Annotated in this window: 23 protein-coding genes; 13 read left to right on the plus strand and 10 right to left on the minus strand. The window is 69.9% G+C overall.

Annotated features, from left to right (window positions below; all coding sequences use genetic code 11):
• Positions 1-5: 5 nt before the first annotated feature.
• The 6 genes from EZ242_RS11745 to EZ242_RS11770 form a co-directional block, all read right to left on the minus strand.
• Positions 6-938 carry an extracellular catalytic domain type 1 short-chain-length polyhydroxyalkanoate depolymerase gene (locus EZ242_RS11745; protein ID WP_167784732.1) on the minus strand — a complete coding sequence of 311 codons (933 nt, stop codon included), beginning with the start codon at positions 936-938 and terminating at the stop codon, positions 6-8.
• A 118-nt stretch (positions 939-1,056) separates the two neighbouring features.
• Positions 1,057-2,082 (minus strand): alpha/beta fold hydrolase, encoded by a 1,026-nt coding sequence (locus EZ242_RS11750; protein ID WP_135285345.1) that lies wholly within the window; start codon positions 2,080-2,082, stop codon positions 1,057-1,059.
• A 123-nt stretch (positions 2,083-2,205) separates the two neighbouring features.
• Positions 2,206-2,730, minus strand: a complete 525-nt coding sequence (locus EZ242_RS11755; protein ID WP_135285346.1) for a gamma carbonic anhydrase family protein — start codon at positions 2,728-2,730, stop codon at positions 2,206-2,208.
• Position 2,731: 1 nt separating this feature from the next.
• Positions 2,732-3,706 (minus strand): Bug family tripartite tricarboxylate transporter substrate binding protein, encoded by a 975-nt coding sequence (locus EZ242_RS11760; RefSeq protein ID WP_135285347.1) that lies wholly within the window; start codon positions 3,704-3,706, stop codon positions 2,732-2,734.
• 30 nt (positions 3,707-3,736) lie between these two features.
• Complete coding sequence (locus EZ242_RS11765; RefSeq protein ID WP_135285348.1) at positions 3,737-4,891, minus strand: CaiB/BaiF CoA transferase family protein; 1,155 nt, start codon at positions 4,889-4,891, stop codon at positions 3,737-3,739.
• 18 nt (positions 4,892-4,909) lie between these two features.
• Positions 4,910-5,851 (minus strand): hydroxymethylglutaryl-CoA lyase, encoded by a 942-nt coding sequence (locus EZ242_RS11770; RefSeq protein ID WP_135285349.1) that lies wholly within the window; start codon positions 5,849-5,851, stop codon positions 4,910-4,912.
• Between the two features lie 86 nt (positions 5,852-5,937).
• Here EZ242_RS11770 and EZ242_RS11775 point away from each other — a divergent pair, with 86 nt between their 5' ends.
• From EZ242_RS11775 to EZ242_RS11795, 5 genes are all read left to right on the plus strand, one after another.
• Entirely contained in the window at positions 5,938-6,840 is a 903-nt protein-coding gene (locus EZ242_RS11775) for a LysR family transcriptional regulator (protein WP_135285350.1), read from the plus strand.
• A gap of 202 nt (positions 6,841-7,042) precedes the next feature.
• Entirely contained in the window at positions 7,043-7,261 is a 219-nt protein-coding gene (locus EZ242_RS11780; RefSeq protein WP_135285351.1) for a cold-shock protein, read from the plus strand.
• Between the two features lie 174 nt (positions 7,262-7,435).
• Positions 7,436-7,762 carry a hypothetical protein gene (locus EZ242_RS11785; protein WP_135285352.1) on the plus strand — a complete coding sequence of 109 codons (327 nt, stop codon included), beginning with the start codon at positions 7,436-7,438 and terminating at the stop codon, positions 7,760-7,762.
• A gap of 31 nt (positions 7,763-7,793) precedes the next feature.
• Positions 7,794-8,159: a translation initiation factor Sui1 gene (locus tag EZ242_RS11790; protein ID WP_135285353.1), complete on the plus strand. Its 366-nt coding sequence runs from the start codon at positions 7,794-7,796 to the stop codon at positions 8,157-8,159.
• A gap of 95 nt (positions 8,160-8,254) precedes the next feature.
• Positions 8,255-8,554, plus strand: coding sequence for a hypothetical protein (locus EZ242_RS11795; protein ID WP_135285354.1), 300 nt, complete (start codon positions 8,255-8,257; stop codon positions 8,552-8,554).
• A gap of 14 nt (positions 8,555-8,568) precedes the next feature.
• Here the strand turns inward: EZ242_RS11795 and EZ242_RS11800 are convergent, their stop codons facing one another.
• Positions 8,569-9,816, minus strand: a complete 1,248-nt coding sequence (locus tag EZ242_RS11800) for an MFS transporter (protein WP_240787060.1) — start codon at positions 9,814-9,816, stop codon at positions 8,569-8,571.
• A 200-nt stretch (positions 9,817-10,016) separates the two neighbouring features.
• On the opposite strand from EZ242_RS11800, the gene EZ242_RS11805 reads away from it, so the two are divergent.
• Positions 10,017-11,384, plus strand: coding sequence for a glutamine synthetase family protein (locus EZ242_RS11805; protein ID WP_135285355.1), 1,368 nt, complete (start codon positions 10,017-10,019; stop codon positions 11,382-11,384).
• A 22-nt stretch (positions 11,385-11,406) separates the two neighbouring features.
• Positions 11,407-12,822 (plus strand): aspartate aminotransferase family protein, encoded by a 1,416-nt coding sequence (locus EZ242_RS11810; protein WP_135285356.1) that lies wholly within the window; start codon positions 11,407-11,409, stop codon positions 12,820-12,822.
• A 78-nt stretch (positions 12,823-12,900) separates the two neighbouring features.
• Here EZ242_RS11810 and EZ242_RS11815 read toward each other — a convergent pair whose 3' ends face one another.
• Together EZ242_RS11815 and EZ242_RS11820 are read right to left on the minus strand one after the other, a co-directional pair.
• Entirely contained in the window at positions 12,901-14,562 is a 1,662-nt protein-coding gene (locus EZ242_RS11815) for a PAS domain-containing hybrid sensor histidine kinase/response regulator (RefSeq protein ID WP_135285357.1), read from the minus strand.
• A gap of 228 nt (positions 14,563-14,790) precedes the next feature.
• Entirely contained in the window at positions 14,791-15,642 is an 852-nt protein-coding gene (locus EZ242_RS11820) for an IclR family transcriptional regulator (protein WP_135285358.1), read from the minus strand.
• A gap of 125 nt (positions 15,643-15,767) precedes the next feature.
• Between EZ242_RS11820 and EZ242_RS11825 the strand changes: the two genes are divergently transcribed.
• The 4 genes from EZ242_RS11825 to EZ242_RS11840 all read left to right on the plus strand — a co-directional run bounded on the left by EZ242_RS11825 (position 15,768) and on the right by EZ242_RS11840 (position 20,191).
• Positions 15,768-17,000 (plus strand): aromatic ring-hydroxylating oxygenase subunit alpha, encoded by a 1,233-nt coding sequence (locus EZ242_RS11825; RefSeq protein ID WP_135285359.1) that lies wholly within the window; start codon positions 15,768-15,770, stop codon positions 16,998-17,000.
• A 15-nt stretch (positions 17,001-17,015) separates the two neighbouring features.
• Positions 17,016-17,477 (plus strand): aromatic-ring-hydroxylating dioxygenase subunit beta, encoded by a 462-nt coding sequence (locus EZ242_RS11830; RefSeq protein WP_135285360.1) that lies wholly within the window; start codon positions 17,016-17,018, stop codon positions 17,475-17,477.
• Complete coding sequence (locus EZ242_RS11835; protein WP_135285361.1) at positions 17,474-19,126, plus strand: thiamine pyrophosphate-dependent enzyme; 1,653 nt, start codon at positions 17,474-17,476, stop codon at positions 19,124-19,126. The genes EZ242_RS11830 and EZ242_RS11835 overlap by 4 nt, the downstream gene beginning before the upstream one ends.
• Positions 19,127-19,393: 267 nt before the next feature.
• Positions 19,394-20,191 (plus strand): enoyl-CoA hydratase/isomerase family protein, encoded by a 798-nt coding sequence (locus EZ242_RS11840; RefSeq protein WP_135285362.1) that lies wholly within the window; start codon positions 19,394-19,396, stop codon positions 20,189-20,191.
• Positions 20,192-20,329: 138 nt separating this feature from the next.
• On the opposite strand, the gene EZ242_RS11845 is transcribed toward EZ242_RS11840, so the two are convergent.
• On the minus strand, positions 20,330-21,226 hold the full coding sequence (locus EZ242_RS11845) for a LysR family transcriptional regulator (RefSeq protein ID WP_167784733.1): 897 nt from the start codon (positions 21,224-21,226) through the stop codon (positions 20,330-20,332).
• Between the two features lie 161 nt (positions 21,227-21,387).
• Here EZ242_RS11845 and EZ242_RS11850 point away from each other — a divergent pair, with 161 nt between their 5' ends.
• Positions 21,388-22,557: a thiolase family protein gene (locus EZ242_RS11850; RefSeq protein ID WP_135285364.1), complete on the plus strand. Its 1,170-nt coding sequence runs from the start codon at positions 21,388-21,390 to the stop codon at positions 22,555-22,557.
• The gene (locus EZ242_RS11855; protein ID WP_135285365.1) at positions 22,554-22,982 is read left to right on the plus strand and encodes a Zn-ribbon domain-containing OB-fold protein; all 429 of its coding nucleotides are present in this window, start codon (positions 22,554-22,556) and stop codon (positions 22,980-22,982) included. Before EZ242_RS11850 ends, EZ242_RS11855 begins: the two co-directional genes overlap by 4 nt.
• The last annotated feature ends 4 nt before the right edge of the window (positions 22,983-22,986 follow it).

A 22,986-nucleotide genomic window follows, 5' to 3' on the forward strand; every position in this document is an offset into this window, starting at 1 on the left:
GTACTTCAAGCAACTTTGCGCTCCCGGCGGCGCGCGAGGCTTTGCCTGAGAAAGAACCGCAGCATTTCACGTGACGCATCGGGTCCGGACTCGTCCGTGAAGCTGCCCTTCGCACTTCCGCCGGTCCAGGCATGACCGCCGCCATGCACCATCCACATCTCCGCGTCTGGCCGGCCGTTTCGGCGGGCGTGCCTCACCAGCGTGACGGCTCTCGATCCCAGTACGTTCATCGGCGCCGTCGCGGCTGCCGCGGCGGAGGACCTGGGTCCGCCGTATTGGTTCAGCGCTTGCGCCAGCACGGCCTCGGCGTTGAGCGGGTGGACGGTCCGATCGCGATCGCCATGGAACACGATCGTGGGAACGGCGCGCAAGGACCGCGCAGCGTCCAGATCGAGCCTCGCAGCCTGAACGCCGCAGGGGCCGCTATTCATCGCCCTGAGCGCTGACATCAGGTCATGAGCAACCCCGGTGGCGATGCCAGAGTGCACTCCGATGGCGGCGAAAAGCTCAGGATGGGTCTGTCCCAGGATCATCGCCATCGCGCCACCGGCAGACATGCCGGCCACGTAGACCCGCGCCGGATCGACGGCATGGTCGCGAATGATCTGTCGCGTGAGCCCCGCCAGCATCGACGGCTCTCCGCCGGACGCGAGCTGATGCTTGACGTCATACCAGTTCCAGCTGCCGAACGGATGCGCGCTGCGCGACTGCTCGGGAAACAGGGCGATGCCTCCGCACTCCCGGGCCGCCTCGTGCATTCGCGTCCCCAGGGCGAAGTCCGACGCACTCTGGCCTGCTCCGTGGAGCATGACGAACAAGGGTGGACGCGTGACCCGTGTGGGGGAGACGTAGAGCTGGTAGTCGAGGGAGCCGACGGCATCCACGTAGACCGCTTCGACCACGCGGTCGCAGTCGGGCGAGGCTTGCTTTGAAGCCATGATGGCTGTGGGTCTTGGCATGATTCGTTGGGTGGTCGCAGCACGCGCACGCCAGGTGTCGCGCCGCAGGGTCGGACACCGCCTGGCTGTCGGGGCGTGGAGTCGAACGGGGTGCTTGTCAGGCGGTTTCGAGCGCAGGGAGCGGTTGTGCCGGAAGGGGTGCCGGCCTGCCAGGGCTCAGCGTCTCGTAGCTCGCGATCGCAGCAGCAATCTCTTCCTGTGCCGCGTAGTGGACCATGTGCCCCACGCCCGGTACCACGATCAAGGTGCTGTCGACCAGATCGAGGTGCAATCGCCTCGAATGCGCCTCCAGGTCGACGATCTGGTCGTCGGCGCCTGCGACGATCGTGACGGGGACCCGCAGCTGCGAATAGCGGCTCGAAAGTGTCCGCGCCTGCGGGATCATGAAGGCTGCGTCTTCCGCGTTGCCACGCAACTGCCCGGGGCGCACCATCGTTTCGCGCGGAACGGTCGTGAAGAAGCCCGACGGAACCGCGGCCGGCGCGAACATGCCCTTGACCATGGGACCGATCAGGGTTCGCGCCGCCAGTGCGGTGACCGTGTAGCGCATCACGTCTCCGATCACCGGGACGGCGACGGGGGCCGTCGCCAGCGCGTCGAAGCGGATTTCCGGGTAGTAGTAGCCGCTCACCAGGACGAGTCCGCGCACGGCACTCGGATGATCAAGCCCGAACGCGGCCGCCACCATGGCCCCCATCGAATGCCCCACCACGACCGCCTTGTCGATCCCGAGCTTTGCGAGCGCACGACGGACGAGGGCCGCCTGCGCCGTAGGCGTCCACAGGCGATCGCGTGGCCGGCTGCTGTGGCCGAAACCCGGCCGGTCGAAGGCGATGACGAGGTGGTCCCTTGCGAGTCGGTCGATGAGGCCGCTGGCCTCGAAGTCGGCGTGGGTCACGGCATTGCCATGCAGCAGCACCACCGGGGACCCCTCGCCGCGCGAGACGTAATGCAGCTGCACCCCGTCGATCACGATGATCTTCCCCTGCGGCGGGTGGTCAGCGTCCGCGCGGATGGCTTTGCGGTGGACCCACCAGGCTGTTGCCGCTGCAGCAGTCGCGGCCAGCAGCCCGGAAAGGAGGAAGGCGGGACGCCGCAGCGTCTTCGATGTCGTGGTCTTCATGCGACAGCTTGACCGCGATAGCCCACCCGGTGGGTCGGCGGACAGGGTGAGAACACGTAAGGCCGCTTCACTTGTGCGGGCGTAGCAGCGGGGCTTGACCTTGTGTCGCGGGCCCCCGGGCCTTCAGTCCACGCGCTCCAGTTCCTCTGCGAATTGCGCGGCGCGCCGCACGTACTCCTGTGCGCTGGCGCGCAGGCCGGCCACCTCTGCCTGCGTGAGCTCGCGCTTGACCTGCGCCGGCGCGCCCACGATGAGTGAACGCGGCGGGAAGGTCTTGCGCTCCGTCACGACCGCGCCGGCGCCTACGAGGCTGTCGGCGCCTATCACCGCCCCATTCAGGACGACCGCCTGGATGCCCACCAGCGCGCCGTCGCCCAGCGTGCAGCCGTGCAGCATGGCCTGGTGGCCCACCGTCACATGCTGGCCGACGGTCAGCGGGTAGCCCGGGTCCGCATGCAGGACGGCGCCTTCCTGCACGTTGCTGCCGGCACCCACCCGGATCGGCTCGTTGTCGCCGCGCAGCACCGCGCCGAACCAGACGCTCGCGCCTTCGGCGACGTGGACGTCGCCCACCAGCGTGGCCTCGTGGGCCACGAAGGCGGACGCAGCCACCTGGGGCGACTTGGCGCCGATGCGGTACTTCGGCATCTCAGTCCAGCTTCACGCCCGCAGACGCCACGAGCTTGGCGTAGCGCGCCTGCTCGGCGCGCATGAACTCGGCGGCGGCCTGCGGCGTGCTGGGGTTGATGATGTTCGTCTGCTTGGCCATGGCCTGCTGCACCTCCGGGGTCGCCCAGGCACGGGCAATGGCGGCTTGCAGGCGCTGGACCTCGGCCGGCGCCATGCCCTTGGGACCGACCGCGGCGAACCAGCCGCCGACGTCCACCGTCGGGAAGCCCTGCTCCTGGACGGTGGGCAGTTCCGGCATGGACGGCACGCGCTGGTCGCCGGTGATGCCGACGGCGCGCAGGGTGCCCGCCTTCAGGTGGCCCTGCACGGCCGGCACCGCCAGCACGGCGTAGTCGACCTGCCCGGACAGCAGGTCATTGATCATCGGGCCCACGCCCTTGTACGGGATATGGCGTGCCTGCACGTTCGCCGCGTCGTTGTACATCTCGGCCGCCAGGTGCAGGATGGTGCCGTTGCCCGACGAGGCGAAGTTGTAGTGGCCCGGCTTCGCCTTGAGCGCCGCCTGCAGTTCCTTCGCGTTGTTCACCGGCAGCTTCTGCGGGTTCACCACCAGCACGAACGGCGTCTGGCCGATGACGGTGATGGGCGTGATGTCCGCGAGGCTGTCGTATGGCATGTTCTTGAACACACTCGGGTTGACGGCGTGGTTGTTCGACACGATGCCGATGGTGCGCCCATCGGGCGCGGCCTTGACGATCTGGCTGGTGCCGGTGATACCGCCGGCGCCCGGCAGGTTCTCGATGACGACCGGCCGGTTCAGTTCCTTCCCGAGCGCGTTCTGGGCCGCGCGCACGATGGTGTCCACGCCGGAGCCGGCGCCCACCGGCAGGATGACCCGCAGCGGATCGCCCGACTGGGCGGTGGCAGGCAGCAGCGCGAAGGCCAGGGCCGAGGCGACGGTGGCAAGTGCGAGGCGGCGGGTAGAGCGGATCATGGTCTTGTCTCCTGGAGTGGTTGGGAAAAATCAGGACAGGGCCGGCCGCTGCTGGTGCAGCCGCGCCATGATTTCGGCGGTGTGCTCGCCGACCTTCGGCAGGGGCCGGCGCACGCCGGGACGACGGCCACCCATCAGCAGTGGCAGCAGCACGGCCTGGGTGATCTCGCCGTCCTCGGTCTGCATGGGGACGAGGCCGCCGGACTCGAGCAGGTGCCGGTCCTGCACCAGTTGGTCCGGCCGCACGATGGGCGCGTAGGGGATGCCTGCGGCCTCCAGGCGTGGCTGCAGTTCCTCGATGCGGTGGCTGCGCAGGGTCTCGCCCAGCTTCTCCAGCAGGGCCGGCCGCACCGCGACCCGCTGCGCATTGGTGGCCAGCGCCGCATCGCCCGCGAGGTCCGGCCGCTCCAGCACCTGGCAAAGGGTCTGGAACTGCTTGTCGCTCACGGCCCCGATGAACAGCTGCTCGTCATCGGCGAGCGTGAACACGTCGTACACGCTCCAGGCCGACACGCGCGAGGGCAGCGGTGGCGGTGCCTCGCCGGTCATCAAAAACTGCTGCATGTGCTGGGAGGCGAGCAGCGCGCAGTTCTCGAACAGCGCGCTCTGGATCTCCTGGCCGCGGCCGGTCCGGTGGCGCTCCTGCAAGGCGGCCAGCACGCCGATGGCGCCGAACATGCCACCCATGATGTCGTTGACCGACGAGCCGGCGCGCAGCGGGCGGCCGCGGGGTCCGGTCATGTAGGTCAGGCCGGCCATGTTCTGCACGACTTCGTCCAGGGCCAGGCGGTTCTCGTACGGTCCGGGCAGAAAGCCCTTGTGCGAGGCGTAGATCAGGTGCGGGCAGTCGCGCGAGAGCGTGCCGTAGTCCAGGCCCAGCTTTTTCATCAGCCCCGGGCGGAAGTTCTCCAGGACCACGTCGCTCTGGCCGATCAGTTCCACGGCCGCGGCATGCCCTTCGGGCGACTGGATATCCAGCACCACGCTCTTCTTGTTGCGGTTGAAGCTGCGGAAGAAGCCGATGCCGAGCCCGGGCAGCTTGCGTGTCTTGTCGCCGCCGGGGGGCTCGATCTTGATCACCTCCGCGCCCAGGTCGGCCAGGATCATGCCGCAGGTGGGGCCCATCACCATGTGCGTGAATTCGATGACGCGGATGCCTTCCAGGGGCAGGCCGGTGCGGTCCATTCGTGTGTCTCCAGTGAGTCAGGCAGCCAGGGGCTGTGCGAACGTTTTCGGAAGCCCGGCGCGCCAGACGCTGCCGTGGGTCGGTTCGCCTTCCAGCCATCCGACCACCTCGGCGCGCAGGGCCAGGAGCTTGTCGAGGGCGATGCCGGTCTGGACGTCCATGGCGGCAAGCATGAAGGCCGCGTCCTCGGTGGACGCGTTGCCGCTGGCCCCGGGCGCGTGCGGGCAACCGCCGATCCCCGCCAGCGAGGCATCGAAGCGCGCCACGCCCAGCTGCAGCGAGGCATAGATGTTGGCAAGCGCGAGCCCGCGCGTGTCGTGGAAGTGGCCGCAGCAGAATCGGTCGCCCGCGACGCGCAGGGCCTTCTCGAACAGGCGGCTCACGGCCGACGGGTTGGCGTAGCCCACGGTATCGGCCAGGCTGACGCGGTCGGCGCCCGCATCGAGCAGGGCTTGCAGCAGGCGCAGCACCTCGGACTCGGCAACTTCGCCCTGGAGGGTGCATCCGAAGGCGGTCCCCACGCCGCCTTCGATGAGCGTCCTGCTGCCGGCGGCGTCGCGGGCCGCGCGAATCCGGCCCATCTCCGCGACCACTTCATCGGGGGTCTTGCGCAGGTTGGCCAGGCTGTGCGCGTGGCTGGCCGACAGGGGCAGGATCATCAGGGCGGCACCGTGCTCGATCGCCCGCTGCGCGCCCTGCAGGTTCGGCACGAGGACCGAGGCGGCAAGGCCGGGCAGCGTCTTCGCGTACGCCAGCACCTGCGCCGTGTCGGCCAGCTGGGGCAGCAGGCGCGGCGGCACGAAGGAGCCGACCTCGATCTCGCGCTGGCCCGCTTCGTAGGCGAGGCGGACCCATTCGATCTTGCGCGCCGTGGGCAGCACCTTCTGGATGCTCTGCAGGCCATCGCGCAAGCCGACTTCGCGGACGACGGCCCGGCGGGGGAGAGGGGGGGAAGCCATGCCACGCAGTCTAGGTTTTCCCGTATTTGCGCAAAGTGGTATTTGGGAACGCTAGTTGTTCCATACGGTCACGCCATAATGGCCCGGTGAAGGACCTCGACCTGACCTCCCTGCGCTATTTCGTGGCGGTCTGCGAGACGGGCAACATCAGCCGGGCGGCGCAGCAGGAGCACGTCGTGCCCTCGGCCATCAGCAAGCGGCTGGCGCACCTGGAAGACGACCTGCAGGTGCCGCTCTTCGTTCGGCAGCGACGCGGCGTGGTCCCGACCCCCGCCGGCGAGTCCTTGCTGGAGCACTCGCGCGCCATCCTGTCCAGCGCCAACCGCATCGCGCAGGACATGGCCAGCTTCGGCGCCGGCTTGCGCGGCCAGGTGCGCCTGCTTGGCACCGTGTCCGCCATCGCCGAGTCATTGCCGGACGACGTCGCGGGTTTCATGCAGATGCCCGAGCACCATGAAATCCAGGTCGACATCGAAGAGGAATTGAGCCGCGACATCGTCCGGCGCATCCGCGAGGGCAGCGCGTCGCTGGGGGTCCTCTGGGATGCGTCCAAGCTGGACGGATTGCAAAGCGCCCCTTATCGCGCCGACCATCTCGCCGTGGTCGTGCACCCCCACCATCCGCTCGCATCGCGTCGTCGCTGCCGCTTCGAGGACACGCTGGATCACCAGCACGTGGGGCTCCAGGCCTCCAGCGCCGTGAACCGGATGCTGGAGCGCGCGGCCGCCGTGGCGGGCAAGCGGATGGCCTATCGGTCCACGGTCTCGAACTTCGAGGCGGCCCTTCGCGTGGTGCAGGCCAACCTGGGCATCTCCATCATTCCGAAGGAAGTGGCCGGCGCGAACGCGGAGCGCCTGGGCCTGAAGGTGCTGCCGCTCACCGACGCCTGGGCGAAGCGCCGCTTCGTCATCTGCTTTCGCGACCGGGACAAGCTGACCCGGGCCGCGGCGATGCTGCTGGACTACCTGTCGCGCGTGGCGCGGGCCTAGCGGCCTGGGATCCATGCCCACGATGCGGCTCGATTGCGGTACCATGCGCGGGCTGACGTGTTTCAAGAGTCTGCATCTCTAGGTTTCTCTTCCCCTGCTCCCGCGCTCGCGGCGAGTCGTAGTCGAATCTCCCTCCGATGGTTTCTTGGCGTTCGCACCGCGTGGCGCCGTGCTGCGCGGAAACTCTCCATGAAAGATCGACATGACGACCAGCCTTACCGGAACCGTGAAGTGGTTCAACGAAGCCAAGGGCTACGGCTTCATCGCCCCGGACAACGGCAGCAAGGACCTCTTTGCGCACTTCCGCGAGATCCAGAGCACTGACGGTTACCGCACGCTGGCGGAGAACGCGCGCGTGCAATTCGACGTGACCGAGGGTGCGAAGGGGCCGCAGGCCGCCAACATCCGGCCGATCGCCTGATCCAGGCCTGGCCCAGGTCGCCCGTACACGGCGCGAAGCGGACCCTGCGCGGCGACCCCTGCGACAGAGGTCCGGCAGCCGCCGCCCACGCGGGCGGGCCGGCTGCAGCTCGAGCAGGGCCGCGCCCTCATGGCCCGTCTACCCTGCCGGGGCTTTTTTTTGGACACTTGCGCGATGGACACGCTTCAACCCGCTATTTGGCAGCCCAATGGCGACCTCTTGATCCCCGCGCGGACGGCGCAAGTGCTGCAGCGCTTGCTGCACCAACTCCAGGATGACATCGCCCAGCTGCACGGCCAGACGATGCTCAGGTCCGGTGAGATGGAGACGCCAGGCGAGACGGCTCAGCGGCAGGACTACGTGGACAAGCTTTCTGCTTCGGCCGGTCAGGCATCGCCGGTCGTCAGTGGGCGCCACATGCCCCAGACGCAGCACGCCTCGGACAACTCGGAACTGCTCGAACGCCTGCAGACCTTGTCGGCGCTGCTGAAGGGTTCCTGAGCCGCGTTGTTCGCATGACAGTCCACGCTTCATGAAGCCCCGCCTGTCCGTCGGCGGCCTGGTCTACTCCACGGACGCAGGTCGCATGTGTCCCGCATGCCGCAAGCCGGTCGCGCAATGCGCCTGCTCGAAGCTCGCGCGCACCGCGCCCCCGTCCGACGGCATCGTCCGCATCTCGCGCGAAACCAAGGGCCGTGGCGGGAAGGCGGTGACCGTGGTCCGCGGTCTGGCGCTGGATGCCGCCACCCTCGACACCCTGGGCAAGCAGCTCAAGGCCGCGTGCGGCTCGGGCGGGACCGTGAAGGACGGCGTGGTGGAAGTGCAGGGCGACCACTGCGAGAAGGTCTCGGCCCTGCTCGTGGCCAAGGGTTTCAAGGTCAAGCGGGCCGGCGGATAGCACCTCCCGGTTCCCGGGACGATCCTCCCATCGCCTTTTCGGCGATGCGCGCTCAAGCTTCCAGTCCCTTGTCAGCGCCACCCTCGGAGGCCGCCATGTACACCTTCATCCGCGAAGTAAGCTTCAAGACCATGGCCGACATGATGCGCGGCCTGCCCGTGGCCCAGCGGATGGTCAAGCACTACAAGGAGGTCGGCGGCGTCGACATCCAGATCCAAAGGGCGCTGTCGGGCTCGCCCGTGTGCGTGCGCTTCGTGGCGCAGCTGGACTCGCTGGACGAGTGGCAGCGCGTTCAATCCAAGATCGCCACCGATCCCGAGTTCCACAAGATGCTCGGCGAGATGGGGCCGCTGGTGGATGGCGGCAGGACCAACGACCAGCTCTGGCAGTCCTGAGCGTCGTCGCTGATCTATCCGGCCCCGCGGGACCGACCGGGCGCCGCCTCCACTTCTTCCGGCGGCCGAACCCGCTGGAACATGCCGAGCAGCAGCAGGTCATAGACGATCTTCAGGACGCCGCCGACGACCAGGGGCCAGCCGAAGGGCGACACCGCCAGCAGCCAGCCCGCCAGCGCGGGACCGCACGCCGCGGCCAGGCTTCGCGGCACGGACGTGAGGCTCGCGGCGGCTGGGCGTTCGGCGGGCGTGACGATGGCCATCACGTAGGAGCTGCGCGTCGGCACGTCCATCTGGGACAGCGCGCTGCGTACCAGCAGCAGGCCGATGGCGGCCACGAGTTCGCTGCAGAACGGCATGGCGATCAGGCACAGGCTGGACGGCAGGTGCGTGTAGACCATCGTGCGGACCAGGCCGATCCGTTCGGCCAGGCGTGCGGCCACGACATAGGAGGCCGCCGTCAGCACGCCCGTCCAGAAGAAGATGCCGGCGGCCGTGTCCAGCGCGAGGCCGAAGCGCTGGTACAGCCACAGCGCCAGCAGCGACTGCACGACGAAGCCGCCGCCGAAGGCGTCCAGGCTGAACAAGGCGGCGAGCAGGTAGACCCGCCTTCGCGATGGGCCCAATTGGGGGGCGCGCTCGCCCTCGGGCGGGAGCTCATGGCCCGGCAGGCCGCGATACAGCGGGACAGTGGCCAGCCCGAGCAGGGCGTACAGCACGAACATGCCCTGCATGGCCGCAAGCGGCGCAAGCCCCAGGCGCTCGCCGGCGAACGAGGGGAGGGCGGCCGCCAGCGCCCCGGCGGCTGCCGCCAGTGTGCCGACCAGGCTGTAGCGCGCGAAGGCCGGCGTGCGCTTGCGGTCCTGCGCAGACTGCGCCAGCAAGGCATGCTCCACCGGCATGAAGACGCTGGTGTCGCCGCCGGACGGGTTGAGCGTCCCGGCGAAGGCCACCACCAGCAGGGGCCAGAAGCTGGACACGCACGCCACGCCCAGGCCGGTGGCCACCATCAGGCCCGTGGCGGCGAGCAGGAGCCGCCGGTGCCCCCAGCGCTGCGCCAGGTGGCCCGCCGCCAGCGTGAGGAGGCCGGAGCCCAGCAGCGTGGTGGTCGCCACGAGCCCGACCTCGAAAGCGGTCCAGCCGAGTTCCAGCAGGTAGGCCGGCAGCAGCAGGCTCACGAAGCCGTCGCCGAAGCCGCGCAGGGCCTTGGCCGCCAGCAGCCGGCGCACGACGTCGAGACGGATGAAGGGTGGGCTGTCCAAGGCAAGTGTCCCAACCGGGCCCGGGCCCGTGATCAGGAGCAGCGCTTGGACGCGGCGCGTCTGGAGGGGAGTCTGCCCACGTCCCCCGAAGCTTCAATTCTCGTTGGCCGCGCCCCGCGCGCCAATAGTCTGAACAGGCCTTGGTACAAGCCCCAGGGTTCGCTCCCCAAGGCGGCGTGCGCCGATACGATGGGCTCCGTATGAAAGACCGTCGTCAGTTCCAGTTCGCGGAACTGGAGCACTGGCTCAACCAGAACCGCGTCACGGAGATCGAGTGCCTGGTGCCGGACCTCACCGGTGTCGCGCGCGGCAAGATCCTGCCGCGCGAAAAGTTCACCGAAGACCGCGGCATGCGCCTGCCCGAGGTGGTGGTGGCGATGAGCGTGACCGGCGAGTACCCGCGCGAGGGACCGTACTTCGACGTGGTCAGCCGGCACGACGCCGACCTGCACCTGGCCGCCGATCCCAGCACCGTGTGCATCGTGCCCTGGGCGGTCGATCCCACCGCGCAGGTGATCCACGACTGTTATGACCGGCATGGCCAGCTCGTGCCCTACGCGCCGCGCTCGGTCCTGCGCCGCGTGTGCGAGCTGTTCGACCGCCGGGGCCTGGTGCCGGTGGTCGCGCCCGAGCTGGAGTTCTACCTGGTCGCGCGCAACACCGACCCGGACCTGCCGCTGAAGGCGCCCATCGGCCGCAGCGGCCGCGCCGAGACCTCGCGCCAGGCCTACTCCATCGATGCGGTCAACGAGTTCGACCCGCTGTTCGAGGACGTGTACGACTACTGCGAGAAGATGGAGCTGAACGTGGACACGCTGATCCACGAGGTCGGCGCCGGGCAGATGGAGATCAACTTCTTCCACTCCGCCCCGCTGGACCTCGCGGACGAGGTGTTCCTGTTCAAGCGCATCGTGCGCGAGGCGGCCCTGCGGCACGACATGTACGCCACCTTCATGGCCAAGCCGATCGCGGGTGAGCCGGGCAGCGCCATGCACGTGCACCAGAGCCTCGTGAGCAAGGAGACCGGACGCAACCTGTTCAGCAACGAGGACGGCTCGCCGAGCAAGGAATTCTTCTGGTACATCGGCGGGCTGCAGAAGTACATCCCCGCGTGCATGGCGCTCTTCGCGCCCTACGTGAACAGCTATCGCCGCCTCGCGCGCTTCACGGCCGCACCCATCAACATCCAGTGGGGCGTGGACAACCGCACGGTGGGTATCCGCTCGCCGGTGTCCACGCCGCAGGCGCGGCGGATCGAGAACCGTGTCATCGGCGCCGACGCCAACCCCTACGTCGCGCTCGCGGCCACGCTGGCCTGCGGCCTGCTGGGCATCGAGCACCGGATCGAGCCCACCCGCGAATGCACCGGCGACGCCTACCAGAGCGCCTTTGCGCTCCCCCGCGGCCTGGCCGAGGCGCTCACGCTGCTGCGCGCCGAGACCGAGCTGGCCGACGTGCTGGGCAAGGAGTTCCTCACCGTGTACACCGAGATCAAGGACCTGGAGCACGAGGAGTTCATGCGCGTGATCTCGCCCTGGGAGCGCGAGCACCTGCTGCTGCACGTCTGAGAAGCTGCCGACGCCCACCCCCATGCGACACCCCGAGCCCGACCTCCCCGCGCCGCGCAGGACCACGCGCGAGTGGCAGGCCGCCGATGCGGCCCACTTCCTGCATCCCTTCACCGACCACCAGGCGCTCGCATCGCGTGGCGTGCGGGTCATCACGCGCGGCGAGGGCATCTACGTCTGGGACAGCGAGGGCCATCGCATCCTCGACGCCATGTCGGGGCTGTGGTGCGTCAACGTGGGCTACGGCCAGCCGGCCCTGGTGGAGGCCGCCGCGCGGCAGATGACGCAGCTGCCCTACTACAACGCTTTCTTCCAGACCACCACGCCCGTGGCCGTGGCCCTGGCCGAGAAGCTGGCTGCGCTCGCCCCCGAGGGCTTCCAGCACGTCTTCTTCACCAACTCCGGCTCGGAGGCCAACGACACCAACCTCCGCCTGGTGCGGCGCTACTGGGACCTGCTGGGGCAACCCGAGCGGCGGGTGGTCATCTCGCGCGAGAACGCCTACCACGGCTCCACGCTGGCCGCCGCCTCCCTGGGCGGCATGCCGGACATGCACGCCCAGGGCGGCCTGCCGATCCCCGGCATCGTCCACGTGGGCCAGCCGCACCAATGGGCGCATCGCGATGGCGCGGCGCGGGGCCTCGACGCCGATGCCTTCGGCCGCCTCGCCGCGCAGTGGCTGGAAGACAAGATCCTCGCGCTCGGGCCGAAGACCGTGGCCGCCTTCATCGCCGAGCCGGTGCAGGGGGCGGGCGGCGTCATCGTGCCGCCGGCCAGCTACTGGCCCGAAGTCCAGCGCATCTGCGATCGCTACGACATCCTCCTGATCAGCGACGAGGTGATCTGCGGTTTCGGCCGCACGGGCCGGTGGTGGGGCTGCGAAACCGTGGGCAGCCGGCCCGATCTCATGACCTTCGCCAAGGGCGTGACCAGCGGCTACGTGCCGCTGGGCGGCGTGATGGTGGGCGAGCGGGTGGCGCGCGTGCTGATCGAGCGCGGCGGCGAGTTCGAGCACGGCTTCACCTACTCGGGCCATCCCGTCGCCTGCGCCGTGGCCCTGGCGAACCTGGCCCTGATCGAGGAGCTGGACCTGGTGCGGCGAGTGCGCGAGGACACCGGCCCCTGGCTGGCCGAGCGGCTGGCGACGCTGCGGGACCACCCGCTGGTGGGGGACGTCCAGAGCTGCGGGCTCATGGCGGCGGTGCAACTGGCGCGCGAGCCGCGCACCGGCGCGGCCTTCGATCCTGCGCACGCCGTCGGCATGGCCTGCCGGCGTCACTGCTTCGACGGCGGCCTGGTCATGCGCGCCGTGGGAGACCGCATGATCGTCGCCCCGCCGCTGGTGATCACGCGGGCGGAGATCGACGAGATGGTGGGGCTCGTGCGACAGGCCCTGGACCGCACGCTGGAAGAGGCGCGGGCGGCTGGCTGGGTGTGAGGGGCGCGCGGCGCGCGCGGCGCGTGCGCGCCCGGCCTGCCACCACCGTCGCGGCCACGCGTGGCCGCGCGTCTCGCTCTACAGGCTTGCCGGCATGGTGGGCTGGAAGAAGGCATCCTCGTGCCCGGCCCGAGCCGTGGCAGTGGTACCGGCAGCCTGCCCGGTCCAATGGGCGACCACGCTCCACAGCTTGCCCGTGTCGATGGGCTTGCCGATGAAATCATTCGCGCCGGCCGCGGTGAACGCGGCGCGGTCCGCGTCCCGGACATTCGCCGTCATGGCGATCACCGGCACTTGGCTGGCGCCGGGCATGCCCCGCAGCGCGCGGGTGGCGTCGAGGCCGTTCATGACGGGCATGAGCATGTCCATCAGCACGGCATCGAAGGTGCCGCCGCCCTCCACGGTCTCGACCGCCTCCCGGCCGTTCTGCGCGGTGACCACCCGCACGCCGGCCATCTCCAGCAAGGTCTGGGCGACTTCGCGATTGAGCGCATCGTCGTCCACCAGCAGCACCCGCTTGCCCGCAAGCACGGACGGTGGCTCGCTGAAGGCGGCCATGGCCGTGCCGTCAGCGGGCCGGGAGCGCAGTCGGACCGTGAACCAGAACGTGCTGCCGGCGGCGTCGTCGTTGCGAAAGCCGATGTCGCCGCCCATGAGCCGGACCAGGCGCGTGCTGATGGCAATGCCCAGGCCCGTTCCCCCACGGCTCGCCGATGCCGTGTGGGCATCGGCGAAATCGCCGAGGAGCCGATCGATCTCCTGCTGCGACAGGGCAGGGCCGTCGCGCGTGATCTCGAAGCGAAGCTGCACCGTCTCCGCCCCGCGGTCCTCCGTGCGCACGGCAATGGACACTTCGCGCCGCGCCAGCCGCATGGCGCTGTGGGTGCCGTTGACGAGGACCTGGAAGAGCCGGGCCGGGTCGCCCGAAAGATGGGTCGCGATCTGGGCGTGATCCTCGAGGCTCACCCGCACGGCGCCATGCGCGACCGCGTCTTCGGCGCTCTTCTTGACCCGCTCGAGGACATCGTTGAGGCGGAAGTCGCGCTCGGCGAGCACCAGCTGCCCCGCATCGGCCACCGAAATGTCCAGGAGATCGTCCACCACGCCGACGAGCCGCATGCCCGCTGACTGGATCTTCTCCAGGATCCGGCGCTTCCTGGGGTCGGCTTCCGCAGCGTGGAGGGTCTGCGTGTAGCCGAGCATCGCGTTCATGGGCGTGCGGATCTCGTGGCTGATGCTCGCGGCAAAGGCGGCCTTGGTCTGGTTCGCGACTTCGAGGATGCGGCGCGAGTGTTCGATCTCGCCGCGCATCTGGACCAGTTCCGTGACGTCGCGCGACACGGCCAGCACGTGCGTGATGGTGCCGTCGCGGCGGATCGGGCTGACCGTGACGTCCCACCACTTCTGCATTCCCTTGGCCGTCGGGCAAGCGGCTTCGAAGCGCGACGTCTCGCCGCGCCTGGCGTCGGCCAGGGCCGCGGCAATGCGGTTGCGCGACGCGGCGGGCCACAGGCTCTGCCAGGCGGCGCCCACGAGGCTGCCGTAGTCCTCGATCTCCAGCAGGCACTGGCCGCTGCGGTTCATGCGCAGCAGCCTGCCCTGGAGGTCCATCACCTTCACGCAGTCAGGACTGCTTTCCACAATTGCGGCGCCGATGTGGCTGGCGCCCTGGTTGCCCGGTGGCGTGAAGCCGCGCAAACCACCGCTCCCTGTCGCGGCATCCTGTTCATTGAAATTCATCAGAAGGCCTGTCCTTGTTGTGGCCGGACAGGCTCATCCAGGGGGGCGCCTCTGTCAATTCGTGCACGCCCGGATTGGGTCACAACATGAATTTTTGGTCCTGGCGCGTGCGTGCATGTCGTGTGCCCACGACATGCACGGCGCATGCTGCCCGTGAAGAGGCCGCGAAGCCCCTTCGTCGTGGACCGGCATGCCGACCGCTGTGCGGACGCTGCGCATCCGAATGCCTCACGGCGCCCTTCTGCGCCGGACCGACCCCAGGCGTTCTTCCCAGGCGCTCGAATGCAGCTCCCTGGAAATCGCCGCGGCCGCCTGCTGCACCAGCCGCACCAGTGCGGGCGTCGGCGGGTCCGTGATCTGCGCCTGCGAGCCGATGAGGCCCACCGAGGCGAGCACGCGCCCCTGCCGGTCGAAGACCGGGGCCGCGAGCGCCGCAACGCCCGGCAGGCGCTCGCTCACGGCGACGGACCACCACTGTTCGCGCACAGCCTCCAGCAGGCGCTTGAGGCGGCGCGGCTCGCGGCTTGCGCTGGCCGGCTGCCGCGGTGAGTCCAGGGCGGCTCTCGAGGCTTCTTCAGGCTGGAAGGCGAGCAGGGCCCGCCCCAGGGCCGAGGAGCTGGCGGGAATCAGCGAGCCCGGGCGCACGGTGATGGCCACCGCGCCGCTGCTCTGGATGGTGTCCACCACCGTGATGTCGGCGCCGGCCGGCGTGGCCAGCGCGACGGTGTGACCGCTCGCCTGCTGCAGCTCGCGCAGGTGCGGCTGCGCGAGCTTGCGCAGGCCGAAGTTCTCGCCCACCGACAGGCCGAGCCGGAATGCCCGCCAGCCCAGGCGATAGGCCGCCGAGGCGTCCTGCTCCACGAAGCCGAGTTCGCGCAGGGTGGACAGGTGGCGATGCACGCGCGCCTTGGTCTGGTCCAGGCGGCGCGCCAGCTCGCTCGTGCCCAGCGCTTCGCTGGCTTCGGCCAGGACCTCCAGTACCTCGAAGGCCATGCCGACGGACTGCACGGAGGGCGTGCCGGTACGCGCGGCATCGTCGGCGGGTGAAGCGGTGGACGGTTCCGGAAGAGGGCGGCGCATGGCGGCGGGGCGCTGGGCGCCGCGTTTGACAGTCGTTCGCGGCGCATCCTATCATTGAACGCAGAGCGACACGGTCGTATCGCAATGCGAGACGCCATTGTCAGCAAGCCTCCCCCTCAGCGCGCATGAGCCACCCTTCCATCTCCTGGCCGCCCGGCACCGTCAGCCGCGTTCCCTATGCCGTCTTCCAGCAGGCCGACGTCTTCGCCGCCGAGCAGCAGCGCGTGTTCGAGGGCGCGGTCTGGAACTTCGTCGGCCTGGAGGCCGAGCTGGCGAACGCCAACGACTTCAAGACCACCTTCGTCGGCCGCATGCCCGTGGTGGTGACCCGCGATGCCGACGGCGAGATCTACGTGTTCGAGAACCGCTGCGCCCACCGCGGCGCGCTGATCGCGCTGCAGGACTTCGGCAACGCCAAGGAGCACAGCTGCGTCTACCACGCCTGGCGCTACGACCTGGCGGGCAACCTCCAGGGCGTGGCCTTCGAGCAGGGCGTGCGCGGCAAGGGCGGCATGCCCGCCGGCTTCGACAAGCGCGCCCACGCCCCGCGCCAGCTGCGCGTCACGGTGCTGTGCGGCCTGATCTTCGCCAGCCTGGGCGACGAGGTGCCGCCCATCGAGGAGTACCTGGGCGAGGAGATCACGCAGCGCCTGGCGCGCGTGCTGGGGCGGCCGGTGGAGGTCATCGGCCGCTTCACGCAGGCGCTGCCGAACAACTGGAAGCTGTACGCGGAAAACGTGCGCGACACCTACCACGCGAGCCTCTTGCACACCTTCTTCACCACCTTCGGCATCACCCGCCTCACGCAGGAGGGCGGCGTGTACATCAGCGAGTGCGGCGGCCATCATGCCAGCGCCTCGTACAGCCGCGTGGTGGAAGGCGGCGAAGGCGCCTACACGCAGCAGGCCATCCGCTCGCAGAACGCCGAGCTCGCCATCGGCGACCTGTCCATGCTCCAGAGCACCGACGAGATCGGCGACGGCATCGTGCTGCAGATGCTCAGCGTGTTCCCGGGCTTCGTGCTGCAGCAGATCCACAACTGCATCGCGGTGCGCCAGATCCTGCCGACCGGGGTCGAGTCCACCGACCTCGTCTGGACCTACCTGGGCTACGCGGACGACACGCCCGAGCTTCGCCGCATGCGCCTGAAGCAGTCCAACCTGGTGGGGCCGGCCGGCTTCGTGTCCATGGAGGACGGCGCGGTGGGCGGCTTCGTGCAGCGCGGCATCGAGGCCGCCGGCGGCGAGTGCTCGGTCGTCGAACTGGGCGGGCACGACACCCGCACCCAGGACTTCCGCGCCACGGAATCGTCCGTGCGCGGCTTCTGGCGCGCCTGGCGCACGCACATGGCCCTCTGACGCAAGGCGCTGCCCATGCTCGACGCACTCATCCAGTTCAACGCCGACTACGCCGCCGCCCTCGACGAGGACCGCCTCGAGGACTGGCCCGGCTTCTTCACCGAGGACGCGTTCTACCGCGTCACCACCGCCCAGAACCACGCCCGCGGACTCGAAGCCGGCCTGATCTACGCGGACTCGCGGCAGATGCTGCAGGACCGCGTGCTCTCGCTGCGCAAGGCCAATGTCTTCGAGGCCCAGGGCTATCGCCACCTCCTGAGCCTGCCGCGCATCCGCGAACGGCAGGAGGAGGGCGCCCGCGTGGAGACCGGCTTCGCCGTGCTGCGCATCGTGCGCGGCGGCGCCACCGACATCTTCGCGAGCGGCCGCTACCTCGACGAGGTGGTCCCGGCGCCCGGCGGCGAGCTGCGCCTGCGCCGCCGCGACGTGGTCTGCGACAGCTCGCGCATCGACACCCTGCTGGCGATCCCGCTGTGACGGCGGCGCCCGCGTCCCACGCGCCCAGCTGCGCGCGCCACCTGGTCGATGCGCTGCTCGCGCACGGCATCGACACCCTGTACTGCGTGCCCGGCGTGCAGAACGACCACCTGTTCGACGCGCTCTACGACGTGCAGGACCGGATGCGCATCATCCACACCCGCCACGAGCAGGGCGCGGCCTACATGGCCCTGGGCGCGGCCATGGCCACGGGGCAGCCCGCCGCCTACTGCGTGGTGCCGGGGCCGGGCGTGCTGAACACCACGGCCGCCCTGTCCACCGCCTATGCGCTGAACGCGCCCGTGCTGGCGCTCACGGGGCAGATTCCGCAGCGCCACATCGGCCGGGGCTACGGCATGCTGCACGAGCTGCCCGACCAGCTGGGCCTGCTGCGGTCGCTCACGCAATGGGCCGATCGCATCCGCGCGCCGCACGAGGCCGGGCCCATGGTGCAGGAGGCTTTCCGCCACCTGCGTTCGAACCGCCCACGCCCGGTCGCCCTGGAATGCGCCATCGACGTGTGGGGCCGCCGCGGCGAGGCGCCACCGGCGCCACCGCTCGAACTCACCTCGCCCGCGCTCGATCCCGCCGTGCTGGACAAGGCGGCGCAGCGCCTCCTGGAGGCGCGCTGCCCGCTCATCATCGTGGGCGGCGGCGCGCAGGAAGCCGCGCCCTGGGTGGGCCCGCTGGCCGAGGCGCTCGGCGCGCCGGTGATGTCCGCACGCATGGGGCGGGGCGTCCTCGATGCGCGCCATCCGCTGGCCATCACGCCGCCCATCGGCCACCGCCTGTGGCCGCAGGTGGACCTCGTGCTCGCGATCGGCACGCGGCTGCAGACGCAGCACATGGTCTGGGGCATGGACGCCGGCGTGCGGGTGATCCGCATCGACATCGACCCCGAGGAGATCGAGCGCCACGCACCGCCCGAGCTGGCGCTGTGCGCGCGCGCCGCCGATGCGGTTCCGGCGCTGCTGGCGCGCGTGCGTGCGCTTGCCGCGGACCCGCCGGAGCGAATCGCCCTGCACGAGCAGATCGCGGCGCACCGGCGCTGGCTGGACGGCCAGATCGCCCAGCTTCAGCCGCAGCGGGACTACCTGCGCGCCATGCGCGCCGCACTGCCCGAGGACGGCATCTTCGTGGAGGACATGACGCAGATGGGCTACACGGCCCGCTTCGCGTACCCCGTGTACCGGCCGCGCACCTATCTCTCCACCGGCTACCAGGGCACGCTCGGCTGGGGCTACGCCACGGCCCTGGGTGCCAAGGTGGCGCGGCCGGAAGCGGCCGTGGTCAGCGTGAGTGGCGACGGCGGCTTCCTATTCAACGTGCAGGAACTCGCCACCGCCGTGCAGCATCGCATCGGCGTGGTGGCCCTGGTCTTCGACGACGGTGCCTTCGGCAATGTGCGGCGACTGCAGCAGGTGCAGTTCCCCGGCCGCAACATCGCCGACACGCTGGTGAACCCGGACTTCGTGCGGCTTGCCCAGTCCTTCGGCCTGCCCGCCTGGCGCGCCGAGGACCCGCAGGCCTTGCGCCGCTGCCTGGACGAGGCATTGGCGCATGACGGGCCCACGCTCATCCACGTGCCCGTGGGCGAGATGCCCGACCCGTGGAAGCTGCTGAACATGACGCGGGTGCGCGGCGCATGAGCTTGGGCTGAGAAGCTGTGAACGAATCCGCCACGCCCGCCTCGGCCGCCAGAACGCGGCCCCTCCGCGTTGCAAATGCTCGCCATAGCCCGAGCTATGGCTGCGCTTTGCGCCTTGATGGACCACTTTCTGGCAGCCGCTTCGGACGCGCCGAACTCATTCACAGCTTCTGACCGCATCCGGACATCTGTTTCCCATTCCCGCACCTGTGCGGCGCCCGCCTCGCTGGCTACGATGCGGCGTGTCCCTCCGCCGCAACCCGCTGCCATGACCAACTACACCGACATCGCCGTCACGCGCGGCGCGCAGTGGATCGAGATCGAGATCCGCCGTCCCGAGAAATTCAACGCGCTGCGCGAGCAGACCGCTGCCGAGATCATGGACGCCATGGCCGAGGCGGAGTCCGACGATGGCATCGTCGGCGTGCTGCTGGCCGGCAACGAGAAGGCCTTCTGCTCGGGCATCGACACCGTGGAGTTCCAGGTACCCGAGGGCAAGTACTTCGACTTCTACCGCAAGCGCAAGCGCAGCAAGCGCTTCGCGCGCCTGTTCCGCGACCTGCCTCAGTACACCAAGCCGGTGATCTGCGCCGTCGAGGGCGTGGCGCTCGGTGGGGGACTGGAGCTGGCGCTGGTGGCCGACATCGTGGTGGCCGGCAGCAAGGCACGCTTCGGCTTCCCCGAAACGGGCATCGGCATCATGCCGGGCGCGGGCGGCACGCAGACCCTGCCGCGCCTGGTGGGCAAGGCGCTGGCCAAGGAGCTGATCTGGACCGGTCGCCGGCTCGATGCGCAGGAGGCGCTGGGCATGCGCATGGTCAACCACGTCGTGGAGGCCGGGCAGGCGCTGGACAAGGCGCGCGAGATCGCCACGGCTATCGGCCGCAACGCGCCGCTGGCAGTGATGCAGAGCAAGGCGGTGATCGAGCGCGGCTTCGACCTGCCGCTGGCCGACGCCATGGCCATGGAGTCGGACGCCGTCTTCATGCTGTACTTCAGCGAAGACCGGCGCGAGGGCCTCGAAGCCTTCCGGGAGAAGCGTCCAGCGCGGTTCAAGGGCGCTTGAGGGTCGAGGCGGTCGAGGCCACTCCCTCCCCCTCTGGGGGAGGGCAGGGGTGGGGGCCACGCACGTCGACCACGCTGCTTTTCGCGAGCCCCCATCCCAGCCTTCCCCCAAAGGGGGAAGGTGCCTCAGCGCGAAGGCTCACGTGGCCGGCTGCGACGCCGCCAAATGCTCGATCACGAAGTCCAGGAACACCCGCGTCTTCTTCGGCACGCGGGTGCGTGACAGCATGAGCGCCACCACCGGCAGGGGCGGGCTGTTCCAGGACGGCAGCACCGGCAGCAGCGCGCCCGAGGCCACGTAGCCGGTGCACATGGAGTGCGGCAGCAGCCCCAGCCCCGCGCCGCTGACCACCAGCTCGCGTGCCAGGCGAATGCTGTTGACCCGCAGCCGCCCCTGGATACGCACGTCGCGCTTGCCGCGCGCGCCCCGGAAGCGCCACACGCCTTCGCGCATCTGGATTTCCGTCACCACGCAGTCGTGCCGGGCCACCTCGTCGAGCGATTGCGGAAGGGAGCGCCGTTCCACGTAGGCGGGGCTGGCATAGATCCCCGAGGTGAGGCTGCCCAGGCGGCGCAGCGTCATTCGCGAAGGCTTGGGCTGCCCGTAGGTGATGGCGATGTCCACCGACTCGTCGATGAGGTCCACCACGCGCCCGCTCACGTCCACCTCCACCGCCATCTCCGGGTACTGCACGGAAAAGTCCGAGATGGCCTTGCCGAGCCATCCGGTGCCGAACTCGATGGGCATGGCCACGCGCAGCGTGCCCTGCAGGCCGCCGGCGATCCGCGAGGCCTTCTGCTGGATCGCCTCGGCCTCGGCCGCGAGGCGCGCGCAATGCTCCTGGATCACCAGGCCCAGGTCGGTGGGCGCGAGCTTGCGCGTGCTTTTCTTCAGCAGCAGCACGCCCATGTCCTTTTCCAGCTGCAGCAGCCTGCGGCTGAGCGTGGAGCGCGGCACGCGCAGGCGTTCGCAGGCGGCGGTCATGCTGCCGGCCTTCACCACCTCGTGGAACATGAGCAGTGCGTTCAGGTCCATGCTTGCCTTGCCTCCTCTGGCGACGTCCAGGAAATGGGACGAAGTTTCCCACTTTCGCGACTGGCCCCAGAAGGGGCGGCGGACTATCATGACCTGAAGCTTCCCAAGGCCAGGACCAGGAGACACATGCGCACGAACCTTCCGCGCGGAGCGCGGCGTCCATGAGCGGCCGCGACATCGGCGTCGCCGCGATTGCCGAGCTTCCCAATCGCTTCAAGACCGGCCGCAGCGCCTACGACCTCGCCGGCGAGGTGGTGGCCCAGTTGCTGGAGCGCACCGGCCTGGCGCTGGAGGACATCGACGGCCTCTCGGTCACCGCGGCCCTCAGCGAAGGCACCAACCCCTTCTACGCCGCCTACCTGTGCGAGGCCCTGGGGCTCACGCCCACCTGGTTGCACCTCTCGGGCCTGGGCGGCTGCTCGGCGCTCAGCGGACTCATGCGCGCCGTCTCCGCCGTGCGCGAGGGCGAATGCCGCATCGCCGTGGTGCTCTCGGCCGACGCGCCCAGTACCGCCTACCGGGCCGACTTCGGCGCCCAGCGACCCGAGTTCCAGGAGCCGCAGGCCGCCGCCCGCCCGCCCGCCGCCTTCGGCCTGCTGATGAACCGCTACGCGCACCAGTGGGGCATCGATCCGGCCGCACTGGGCCGCATCGCGCAGGTCCAGCGCGAGCACGCCGTCCTCAACGACAACGCCCTGCCCAAGCTGCGCTCGCCGCTGAGCCTGGACGATTACCTGGGCTCGCGCGTCATCGCCGATCCGCTGCGCCTGCTGGACAGCGTGATGTTCTGCGACGGCGCCAACGCCCTCGTGGTCTGCTCGCGCGAGGAGGCCCGCCGGCGCGGCTGGGACAAGTTCGTGGTGCCGGTGGCCTATGCCGAAGTCACCAACGTCAACGGGCGTGACCCGCTGGCCGACATCACGGAGACCGGCTTCGCGCACATCGCGCCGCGTCTGTTCTCCCGCGCGAAGCTGAAGCCTTCCGACATCGCCATGTTCCAGCCCTACGACGACTTCACCATCGCCGTGCAGATGCAGCTGGAGCAGCTGGGCTTCTGCGAGCGCGGCGCGGGCGCGCGCTTCATCCTGGACACCGATCTCGGCTTCAGGGGAACGCTGCCGCTGAACACCGGTGGCGGGCAGATCTCGGCGGGCCAGCCGGGCCTGGCGGGCGGCGCGCTCAACCTCGTGGAAGGCGTGCGCCAGCTGTTCGGCGAAGGCGGGGCGCGGCAGGTGCCCGATGCGCGCAACGCGCTGGTCACCGGCATCGGCGTCATTCCCTACGGCCGCAACTGGTCCACCAGCGCGGCCATGATCCTGGAGCCGGCATGAGCGAGAAGAGCCCATCCACCGCCCCCGCGCGGCGCCTGCCGCCCGAGAGCGGCTTCACCGACACGGCGCCCTTCTGGCAAGGCACGCGCGAGGGCAGGCTGATGCTGCAGTACTGCACCGAGACGCAGCGCTTCCAGCACTACCCGCGGCCCCTGAGCCTCTACACCGGGCGGCGCACGCTGGGCTGGAAGGAGGTGAGCGGCTTCGGGACGGTCTATGCCCACACGGTGCTGCGCACCCCGGGCCTGGGCGCCGACGGCCGCCTGCCCTGCGTGCTCGCGCTGGTCGAACTCGACGAGGGCGTGCGCATCCTGGCCAACCTTCCCGGCACGGCGCCGGGCGAGATCGGCATCGGCCAGCGCGTGCGCCTCACCTGGGACGAGCTGGGGGGCGACGCACGCTACCCGGCATTCACAGCGATGTAGCGGG

It is taken from the genome of Ramlibacter rhizophilus, assembly GCF_004681965.1.
GTDB classification, from domain to species: Bacteria; Pseudomonadota; Gammaproteobacteria; order Burkholderiales; family Burkholderiaceae_C; genus Ramlibacter; species Ramlibacter rhizophilus.